Annotated in this window: 4 protein-coding genes and 4 pseudogenes; 4 read left to right on the plus strand and 4 right to left on the minus strand. The window is 60.7% G+C overall.

Going from position 1 to position 10,481, the window contains the following annotated elements; genetic code table 11:
- The 3 pseudogenes from DU29_RS01000000130520 to DU29_RS1000000133445 all read right to left on the minus strand — a co-directional run.
- A pseudogene (locus DU29_RS01000000130520) lies at positions 1-508 on the minus strand (hypothetical protein); the annotation flags it as partial.
- Between the two features lie 179 nt (positions 509-687).
- Positions 688-1,515, minus strand: a pseudogene (locus tag DU29_RS01000000130525) (LysR family transcriptional regulator); the annotation flags it as partial.
- Positions 1,506-1,589, minus strand: a pseudogene (locus DU29_RS1000000133445) (hypothetical protein); the annotation flags it as partial. The pseudogenes DU29_RS1000000133445 and DU29_RS01000000130525, both read right to left, overlap by 10 nt.
- Positions 1,590-1,591: 2 nt before the next feature.
- On the opposite strand from DU29_RS1000000133445, the pseudogene DU29_RS1000000131850 reads away from it, so the two are divergent.
- A pseudogene (locus tag DU29_RS1000000131850) lies at positions 1,592-1,780 on the plus strand (aldehyde dehydrogenase (NADP(+))); the annotation flags it as partial.
- Positions 1,781-1,907: 127 nt separating this feature from the next.
- Here DU29_RS1000000131850 and DU29_RS0126415 read toward each other — a convergent pair.
- Positions 1,908-2,813, minus strand: coding sequence for a DMT family transporter (locus tag DU29_RS0126415; RefSeq protein WP_028624401.1), 906 nt, complete (start codon positions 2,811-2,813; stop codon positions 1,908-1,910).
- A 179-nt stretch (positions 2,814-2,992) separates the two neighbouring features.
- On the opposite strand from DU29_RS0126415, the gene aceK reads away from it, so the two are divergent.
- The 3 genes from aceK (at position 2,993) to DU29_RS0126430 (ending at position 10,304) form a co-directional block, all read left to right on the plus strand.
- On the plus strand, positions 2,993-4,714 hold the full coding sequence (gene aceK / locus DU29_RS0126420) for a bifunctional isocitrate dehydrogenase kinase/phosphatase (RefSeq protein WP_028624402.1): 1,722 nt from the start codon (positions 2,993-2,995) through the stop codon (positions 4,712-4,714).
- Between the two features lie 216 nt (positions 4,715-4,930).
- Positions 4,931-8,842: an ATP-dependent RNA helicase HrpA gene (gene hrpA, locus DU29_RS0126425; RefSeq protein ID WP_028624403.1), complete on the plus strand. Its 3,912-nt coding sequence runs from the start codon at positions 4,931-4,933 to the stop codon at positions 8,840-8,842.
- A gap of 340 nt (positions 8,843-9,182) precedes the next feature.
- A complete protein-coding gene (locus DU29_RS0126430; RefSeq protein ID WP_028624404.1) occupies positions 9,183-10,304 on the plus strand; it encodes a beta-ketoacyl-ACP synthase III in 1,122 nt (373 codons plus the stop codon).
- The last annotated feature ends 177 nt before the right edge of the window (positions 10,305-10,481 follow it).

Genomic DNA, 10,481 nt, shown 5'->3' on the forward strand with positions numbered 1-10,481 from the left:
CACCCCCCCCCGCCAATGCACCAGCAGCAACACCCGTGATAGCACCGGACGCCACAGCACCGGCCGTACACAAACCGCTACAAGACACACCGCCAGCGGTGGCAGTAGCAGCGCCGCCTAATAAAAGTGTTCCCAAAGAGGCGGGTAGGGTGCCACTGATTTTCTTGAGAGGAATGTTTCCTTGTGCATCGGTTTCAAACCCACCCAGCAAGGCAAACTCGCCATATCGGCTAATCGCATCGGTGGGGATAGCTGCGCTGGGGCTGGTGTAGTTAATGGCCCCGTCTGGCAGCGTGCAACTCTTGGCGAAGACGCATCCGTGTGGGGCCACTTCATCTCGCTTCTTGATCGCACTCCTACGTGCGTCGGCTTCTCGCTCGTTTCTTTCGTTCGCCGCCAGTGTTCTGTTCCAAGCCGCCTGCGCTGCCTGAGTCGCCTCGGCATGTAGCCGGTTGCCGTCTCGCCCATTACATCCCAGATAATTCGGAAACAGGTTTTCAACCGCCATAGCACCCCCTGTGCAAACTGACGATCCATGTCTCGCCGTTTAGATGCCGGAGGACACTACGCCATGCTGGTTTGGGGTGTATGTAGGACGGTTCCCAAGTTTATGAAAAGTTGATCCGGATAACATCGACAGGACTCACGGTGCACGCCTTCCTTGATGGGAACGCGAGTGTTGAACCCTCATTTGCTCAACGCATGCTCCGCGCGCACCGAATTCATGAACGCCTGCATCGCCGACGACTGAATGCGATGGCGCCGGGTGATCAGGCCGAACGGTGGCAGACGCGCTTCGAATTTGATCGGCAACACGGCGAGCAACTCGCGCCCGGGATAATCCTCGACCACCGACACCGGCGTGACGCCCAGCATGTCGGTCTGCTGCACCAGCGACAGCAAGGTCATGATCGAAGTGGTTTCGACGATGCTGCTCGGCATGTCGACCCGCGCATTGTGGAACACCTGATTGATGATCGCGCGCATCGGGCTGGGATGTTGCTGCAGCACCCAGGTCATGTTCTGCAACTCTGCCCAGCTCAGGTGTGTTTCCTTAGTCAGCGGATTTTGCGCACCGGCGATCACGCACAAGGCTTCTTCGCCGAGGCTGTCGAACAGCAGTTCTTCGGCCCGAGCACCAGCAGGAATTCGTCCCAGCACAATGTCCAGCTGATCCTGCAGCAAGGCTTGCACCAGCACGTCGCTGGTGTCGACCTGGATGCTCATCGACAGGTGTGGATGACTTTGCTTCAGGGTGGCGATGGTGCGCGTCAACAAGCCCGAGGCGAGGGCCGGAATGGCGCCCACCGCGACCCGGCCAAGGTTGCCGGATTCGAGCGCCACCAGCTCTTCGCGCATGCCACTGAGTTCGGCGAAGACCATGCGGGCGTAGTACGTGACGGTTTCTCCGAACGGGGTAGGGCGCATGCCACGGGGCAGACGCTCGAAGAGTTCAACGCCGAGCAGGTCCTCGGCTTCATGCAGCATCTTGGTGGCGGCCGGTTCAAAATCACCATCGGCGTGATGCGCGCATGCTCGCCGCGAAACACCAGGCCTTCCTCGACCGTGCAGAGGATTTCACCGATGCCGCGGGCCCTATCCGGCGACGTCGGATTCGCGTGGGACGTCAGTGGGCACGCTGGCGATCGATCGATTCCTGCGGCCGGTGTGCTTCCAGAATTATCCGGATGGGTTGTTACCGCAGGCTTTGCAGAATGCCAATCCGCTGGGGATTCGGCGGTTGGTGGACGGGGAGGTGAGTGCTTCGGCCTTGTTGTGACTGAGCTGACGCCATCGCTGGCAAGCCAGCTCCCACAGTGATTCAGGTGTATCCGGATTTTGTGAGCACTTCGATCCCCTGTGGGAGCTGGCTTGCCAGCGATGGCGTCTAGAGCCTCACCGCATGATTAACCGGCCACCCCAACCGGCTTCACCACCGCAGGCTTCAACACCAGCCACAGCGCCGCCCCGATCAACACGCCGCCATAGATATGCGCCATCGACAACGGCTCATCCAGCAGCAGCGCTCCCCACAACACCCCGAACGGCGGAATCAGAAAGGTCGTGGTCATCGACTTCACCGGCCCGATCGAGCTGAGCAGACGGAAATAAATGATGTACGCCAACGCGGTACACATCAGCCCCAGGCCCAGCAGCGACAGCCAGACGCTCCAGCCGCCCCAGCTCGCCGGTGGCTGGGTGATCACGCTGTAGCCGAACAGCGGCAGCAGGAACAGCGTTGCCCCGAGCATGCTGCCCACCGCTGAAAGTCGACTGTCCAGACCACCGGCCTGATCCAGCCAGCGTCGCGCAAGAAACCCGGCAAAACCGTAGCAAGTGGTCGCGAGCAGGCAGGCGAGGGCACCCATCAACAGTTCCATGTCGAACGCCACCGGCCCGGCGCGCGTCAGGATGCCGACGCCGAACAGCCCCAGGCTCACGCCGCCAAGCTTGGCTGCTGTGAGTTTTTCATGGAAGAACAGGCCGCCGATCAACACGCCCATCAGCGGCGTCGTCGCATTGAAAATCGCCGAGTAACCGGCGGGCAGCACTTGCGCCGCCACGGAATACAGGGTCGCCGGGATGCCGGAGTTGATCACCCCCAGCAGCATCACGGTCTTGAGCTTGCCTTTGAAATCCCAGCTGATGCGCATCAGCCCGAGGATCACCAGCAAGCCGACCGCTGCGATGGACACGCGGAAGAATGCGGTCGGCACGGTGCCGATCACAGGCGCGATGATGCGCATGAACAGGAAGCTCGCGCCCCAGATCGCTGCCAGCGACAGTAATCGGACAATATCGACAGGGCTCACAGTGCACTCCTTCCTTGATGGGGACGAGAGTGTTGCTGAGTGTGTCGTCTATCGCAACCGAAAAACGAGCAGCCAACTCCCAAGGAGCGCGCCTGTAACGCGCCGCAAAAATTCCCCTTCTCCTGTACCCGGTTCACTGGCTAAGCTCAGGGCTCGTAAATTCCCGCAGAGGTCTCACCATGCCGCAGCAATGGCCAGCCACCGACATCGCCCGCACGATCCTCGATGGCTTTGACGATTACCGCGAGCATTTCCGGCAGATCACCGATGGCGCCCGGGCGCGGTTCGAACAAGCACTATGGCAAGAAGCGCAAATCGCCTCGGCGGCGCGCATCAGCCTGTACGAAGAAAAAGTCGGCGAGACCGTCGGACGGCTGCGCGAAGCCTTCGAGACCGACACCTTGATGGACGTCAGTTGCTGGCCGTTGGTCAAAAGCGCCTATATAAGCCTGATCGATCTGCGCTTCGACGATGAACTGTCCGAGACCTGGTACAACTCGATCTTCTGCGGGCTGTTCAGCCACGACCTGATCAGCGACGGCTGCATGTTCATCCACACCACCCGGCCGAGCCTGCGCCGGGCCCGCGCTGCGCAAACCCGAACCTACAAGCCTCAGGGCCAGTTGTCGGTGATGCTGGCGAGCATTTTTGCCGACTACCGCTTCAGCGAGGATTACGCCGACTTGCCCGGTGATCTCAGCCGCCTCGAGACGCAACTGCGCGAGAACCTGCCGGATTGGGTCTGCAAGGACCCGGAGCTGAGCGTCGAGCTGTTTTCCTCCGTGCTCTACCGCAACAAAGGCGCGTACCTGGTCGGGCGGATTTACACCCGGGACGAACAGTGGCCGCTGGTGATACCGCTGCTGCACCGTGAAGGGCGCGGGATTCAGATAGATGCACTGATCACCGATGAAGCGGACGTGTCGATCATCTTCTCGTTCACCCGCTCCTATTTCATGGTCGATGTGCCGGTGCCGGCGGAGTTCATCGGTTTCCTGCGGCGCATCCTGCCAGGCAAGCACATTGCCGAGCTGTACACCTCGATCGGTTTCTACAAACACGGCAAGTCGGAGTTCTACCGCGCGCTGATCAATCATCTGGCCAGTACCGACGACCAGTTCATTATGGCCCCTGGCGTGCGCGGCATGGTCATGAGCGTGTTCACCCTGCCGGGTTTCAACACCGTGTTCAAAATCATCAAGGACCGTTTCTCGCCGTCGAAAAATGTCGACCGTGCGACGGTGATCGAGAAGTACAGGCTGGTGAAAAGCGTCGATCGGGTGGGGCGCATGGCCGATACCCAGGAGTTTGCCGACTTCCGTTTTCCGCTGAGCAAATTTGAACCGGCGTGCCTCGAGGAGTTGCTGGAAGTCGCCGCGTCCACGGTGTCGGTTGAAGGCGACACGGTGTTGATCCGCCACTGCTGGACCGAGCGGCGGATGACGCCGCTGAACCTGTATCTGGAAAACGCCAACGAAGCGCAGGTGCGCGAGGCGCTGGAAGATTATGGGCTGGCGATCAAGCAGCTGGCGGCGGCGAATATTTTCCCCGGCGACATGCTGCTGAAGAACTTTGGCGTGACCCGTCACGGGCGCGTGGTGTTTTACGACTACGACGAAATTTGTTTCCTCACCGAAGCCAACTTCCGCCACATCCCGCAGCCGCGCACGCCGGAGGATGAGATGGCGTCGGAGCCCTGGTATTCGATCGGGCCGCTGGATGTGTTCCCCGAGGAATTTCCGCCGTTTCTGTTTGCCGACTCGGGGCAGCGCAAGTTGTTTGATCAATTGCATGGCGAGTTGTACAACGCCGATTACTGGAAAAGCCTGCAGGCGGCGATTAGAGAAGGGAAGGTAATCGACGTGTTCCCGTATCGGCGCAAGGGCCGGGATACCGAATAACCCCCATTCCATGTAGCAGCTGGCGAAGCCTGCGTCCGAGGACGAAGTCCTCGCAATACGGTGCTCGCAGTGCATCTGAACGACTCTGAGCGCAGATTTTGCGAGCGCTTCGCACTCGAACGCAGGCTGCGCCAGCTGCTACAAGGGATCTCGTTCGTCCTCCAAATCTGCGACAATCGCACCTCTGCGCCACTAGACGACTGAATTGCGTACCCGATGACCGACGAATCGCCCTCCATCGACACACTGCTGAAAAACCTCGATCACGCCATGCTCGCCGACCGCCACCGGCTGCGGCGGCAGTTGCTTGAGCTGCGCAAGAAACCCGATGAGGCCAAGCTCGCCCAGTGGGTCGCGCGCATGCAGGCATCCTGTGATCAGGTGTTGGCGCGGCGGGCCAGCCTGCCGGTGGTGCGTTATGACGACAGCCTGCCGATCGCCGCCAAGCGCGACGAGATCAAAGCGGCGCTGCTCAAGCATCAGGTGCTGATCATCGCCGGCGAAACCGGTTCGGGTAAAACGACTCAGTTGCCGAAGATCTGCCTGGAAATCGGTCGTGGCCAGCATGGCCTGATCGGCCACACCCAGCCGCGTCGAATTGCAGCGCGCAGTGTCGCCAGCCGGGTCGCCGAAGAACTTGGCACGCCGCTGGGCGCGCTGGTCGGTTATCAGGTGCGGTTCGAGGATCAGAGCGATTCCAACACCCTGATCAAACTGATGACCGACGGCATTCTGCTCGCGGAAACCCAGAATGATCGCTACCTCGAACGCTACGACACGATCATCGTCGACGAAGCCCACGAACGCAGCCTCAACATCGATTTCCTGCTCGGTTACCTGAAAACCCTGCTGCCGCGTCGCCCGGACCTGAAAGTCATCATCACCTCGGCCACCATCGACCTTGAACGGTTCTCCAAGCATTTCGACGATGCGCCGATTGTCGAAGTCTCCGGCCGCACTTTCCCGGTGGAAACCTGGTATCGCCCGTTGACGCTGGAGCAGGACGAAGAGGGCAACCGCGTCGAGGATGACCTGACCGTGGATCAGGCTATCCTTGCCACCCTCGACGAAATCGCCGCGTTCGAACGCAGCGAGCGCAAGAGCCCCGGCGACGTGCTGGTGTTCCTGCCCGGCGAGCGCGAAATTCGCGACGCCGCTGACATGCTGCGCAAGGCCCAGCTCAAACACACCGAAATTCTGCCGCTGTACGCGCGTTTGTCGCCGGCCGAACAGCAGCGAATCTTCCAGTCGCACCCGGGCCGTCGTGTCGTGCTGGCGACCAACGTCGCGGAAACCTCGCTGACCGTGCCCGGCATCCGCTACGTGATCGACAGCGGGACCGCGCGCATCAGCCGTTACAGCTACCGCGCCAAGGTCCAGCGTCTGCCGATCGAAGCCATTTCCCAGGCCAGCGCCAATCAGCGTAAAGGTCGCTGCGGCCGGGTCGAACCGGGCATTTGCGTGCGCCTGTTCAGTGAAGAAGATTTCCTCGGGCGCCCGGAATTTACCGATCCGGAAATTCTGCGCACCAACCTCGCTGCGGTGATCCTGCAGATGCTCCATTTGCGTCTCGGCGAGATTACTGATTTCCCGTTCATCGAGCCGCCGGATGGCAAAGCGATCAGCGACGGTTTCAACCTGCTGCAAGAGCTGTCGGCAGTGGACCGCAACAGCCAACTGACCCCGCTCGGTCGTCAGTTGGCGCGGCTGCCGGTCGACCCGCGCATGGGTCGCATGCTGCTGGAGGCGGCCAAGCTCGGCAGCCTGCAGGAAGTGCTGATCGTCGCCAGTGCCATGTCGATTCAGGACCCGCGCGAGCGTCCGCCGGAGCGTCAGCAAGCGGCTGATCAGGCGCACGCACAATGGAAAGACGTCGATTCGGACTTCGCCGGGCTGGTCAATTTGTGGCGCGGTTTCGAAGAGCAGCGCCAGGCGCTGACCGCGAGCCCGCTGCGTAATTGGTGCCGCAAGAATTTCCTCAATTACCTGCGGCTGCGCGAATGGCGCGACTCGCACCGTCAACTGAGCCTGATCTGCCGCGACATGCAGTTGAGCCTGAATAAAGAACCGGCGGATTACCCGAAACTGCACAAAGCCGTGCTGTCCGGATTGCTCAGCCAGATCGGGCAGAAAACCGAGGATGGCGATTACCTCGGTGCTCGGCAGCGGCGCTTCTGGATTCATCCGTCATCGGGCCTGGGCAAAAAGCGCCCGCAATGGCTGATGACTGCGGAACTGGTGGAAACCACCAAGCTCTATGCGCGCATGGTTGCCAAGATCGATGCCGACTGGATCGAGCCACTGGCCGGGCACCTGATCAAGAAAAACCACTTTGAACCGCATTGGGAGAAGAAGCGCGGCCAGGTCGTCGCGTTCGAGCAAATCACTCTGTTCGGGCTGATCGTGGTCGGTCGGCGGCCGGTGCATTACGGCCCGATCGACCCGGTGGTGTCGCGCGAGTTTTTCATTCGCGAAGGCCTGGTGCGCGGTGAAATTCAGTCCAGGGCCAAATGCCTGACGGCCAACAAACAGTTGCTCGAACAGCTCGACGAACTGGAAGCCAAGGCCCGTCGCCGTGACATTCTGGCGGACGAAGAAACCCTGTTCGCGTTTTACGACGCGCGCCTGCCGGCGGAGATTCACCAGACCGCGACGTTCGACAGCTGGTATCGGGTCAACAGCCAGAAAGATCCGCAACTGCTGATCATGCGCGAAGAAGACGTGCTGGCCCGCGAGGCCAGTGAAGTCACCGCGCAGCATTATCCGGACACCTTGCACATCGGTGATCTGGAACTGGCGCTCAGTTACCATTTCGAACCGAACCACCCGCGCGACGGCGTGACTCTGCGCGTGCCGGCGCCATTGCTGCCGATGCTGCCGCCGGAACGTCTGGACTGGCTGGTGCCCGGCGTCATCGAAGCCAAGTGCATTGCACTGGTGCGCAACCTGCCGAAGGCACTGCGCAAAAACTTTGTGCCGGTGCCGGATTTCGTCAAAGCCGCGTTGCAGCGCATGACATTCGCCGAGGGTTCGCTGCCGCAAGCGTTGGGCCGTGAACTGCTGCGCATGACCGGTGCACGGGTCAGCGATGAAGCCTGGGCCGAAGCGGCGCAACAGGTGGACAGCCATTTGCGGATGAACCTGGAAATCGTCGACGGCCAGGGCAAGTTTCTCGGTGAAGGTCGCGATCTGGCCGAGTTGACCGCGCGTTTCGCCGAGGCCAGTCAAGCTGCGCTGGCAGTGCCGCAAACCGCGAAAAGTCAGCAGCCGGTGGAGGCGAAAGTCTTCGCGGCGGTGGCGGAAAAAACCCAGCAGAAGATCGCCGGGCTGTCGATGACGGTGTATCCGGCGCTGGTGGAAGAAGCAGGCACGGTCAAGGAAGGGCGTTTTTCTACTCCGGCCGAAGCCGAGTTCCAGCACCGTCGCGCCTTGCAACGTTTGCTCATGCAGCAATTGGCGGAACCGGCAAAATTCCTCCGTGGCAAGCTGCCGGGTCTGACGGAACTGGGCCTGATGTACCGCGAGTTGGGCCGCATCGACAGTCTGGTGGAAGACATTTTGCTGGCCAGCCTCGACAGCTGCATCCTTGAGGGCGAAGAGCCGCTACCGCGTGACGGCGCTGGTTTGGCGGCGCTGGCCGAGCGCAAACGCGGCGGCTGGACCGAACATGCCGAGCGGCTGGCGAAGCTGACGCTGGAGATTCTCAAGCTGTGGCATGGGCTGCAAAAACGCTTCAAGGGCAAGATCGACCTGGCGCAAGCCGTTGCTCTGAACGACATCAAGCAGCAGCTGAGCCATTTGGTGTACCCGGGTTTTGTCCGGGAAACGCCAATGCAGTGGCTCAAGGAGCTGCCGCGCTACCTGAAAGCCATCGAGCAGCGCTTCGAAAAACTTGGCGCGCAGGTGCAGAAGGACCGGGTATGGAGCGGCGAATTGTCCGGTCTGTGGGCGCAATACCAGGCTCGCGCGAGCAAACATGCCCAGGAAGGCAAACGCGATCCGCAGCTTGAGTTGTATCGCTGGTGGCTGGAAGAATACCGGGTATCGCTGTTTGCCCAGCAGTTGGGGACCAAGGTGCCGATCTCGGATAAGCGGTTGAGCAAGCAGTGGAGTCAGGTAGAGCCGTAGGCCCGAGGCTTGCGCAAAACCTTTGGGAGTGAGCCTGCTCGCGATGGGGCCATCACATTCAACATCTGTGTTGCATGTCAGGGCGACATCGCGAGCAGGCTCGCTCCCACAGGGTTTTGTTTCGCCTGTTGATGGGATTCAGCCAGCAAATAGGGCGAAAACCCAACGTTTATGGCAAACTTCGCGCCTATAAACGCCGGTCCCGCTGTTTTGAGCCTTCGACGGTTCGGACGGATCGGAATAAGCGATGCCTTGCGTGCTTCCGCCACGGGAGCAGCCCATTTGTGTGTTGGTACGTTGGTGCCAGCGCTTTCTGCCTGAACAGATTAGAGAAACGACCATGCATAACGTCGTCATCAGCGGCACCGGCCTCTACACCCCGGCCAATAGCATCTCCAATGAAGAGCTGGTGCAGTCTTTCAACGCCTATGTCGCGCTGTTCAATGCCGACAATGCTGACGCCATCGCGCGTGGCGAAGTGGAAGCATTGACCGAGTCCAGCGCGGCGTTTATCGAAAAAGCCTCCGGCATCAAGAGCCGCTTCGTCATGGACAAGGACGGCATTCTGGATCCGCAGCGCATGGCGCCGCGTCTGCCGGAGCGCTCCAATGACGAATGGTCGGTGCTCTGCCAGATGGCCATCGGCGCCGCCGAGCAAGCCTTGCAGCGTGCCGGCAAGACCGCCGCTGATATCGATGGCGTGATCGTCGCCTGCTCCAATCTGCAACGCGCCTACCCGGCCATCGCCATCGAAGTCCAGGAAGCGCTGGGCATCGAAGGTTTCGGTTTCGACATGAACGTCGCCTGCTCCTCGGCGACCTTCGGCATTCAGGCTGCGGCCAACAGCGTGCAACTTGGCCAGGCCCGGGCAGTGCTCATGGTCAACCCGGAAGTCTGCACCGGCCACCTGAACTTTCGTGACCGCGACAGCCACTTCATCTTCGGCGACGCTGCCACCGCAGTGATCATCGAACGCGCCGACCTGGCGACGTCCGCTTACCAGTTCGACGTGGTCAGCACCAAATTGCTGACCAAGTTCTCCAACAACATCCGCAACAACTTCGGCTTCCTCAACCGCGCGGCGGAAGAGGGCATCGGCTCGAAGGACAAACTGTTCGTGCAAGAAGGCCGCAAGGTGTTCAAGGAAGTCTGCCCGATGGTTGCCGAGCTGATCGCTGCGCACCTGGAAGAGAATCAGCTGAACGTCGGCGACGTGAAACGCTTCTGGCTGCACCAGGCCAACCTGAGCATGAACCACCTGATCGTGAAGAAGCTGTTGGGGCGCGAAGCCACCGAAGAAGAAGCGCCGGTGATTCTCGACACCTACGCCAACACCAGTTCTGCGGGTTCGGTGATCGCGTTTCACAAAAACCAGGATGACCTGGCCGCCGGTTCGCTGGCAGTGCTCAGCTCGTTCGGCGCCGGTTATTCGATTGGTAGCGTGATTCTGCGCAAGCGTTGATTTAATGGGAGCTTCATTGCCACTGATGTCTCTGTGGCGAGGGGGCTTGCCTGTGGCGAGGGGGCTTGCCCCCATTGGACTGCGAAGCAGTCCCAAAATATGCCATTCAAAACATCTGTAACTTCCTGTTTACCAGTATTGGGACCGCTCCGCGCTCCAACGGGGGCAAGCCCCCTC

This window comes from Pseudomonas sp. Ant30-3, from assembly GCF_000690905.1.
Lineage (GTDB): Bacteria > Pseudomonadota > Gammaproteobacteria > Pseudomonadales > Pseudomonadaceae > Aquipseudomonas.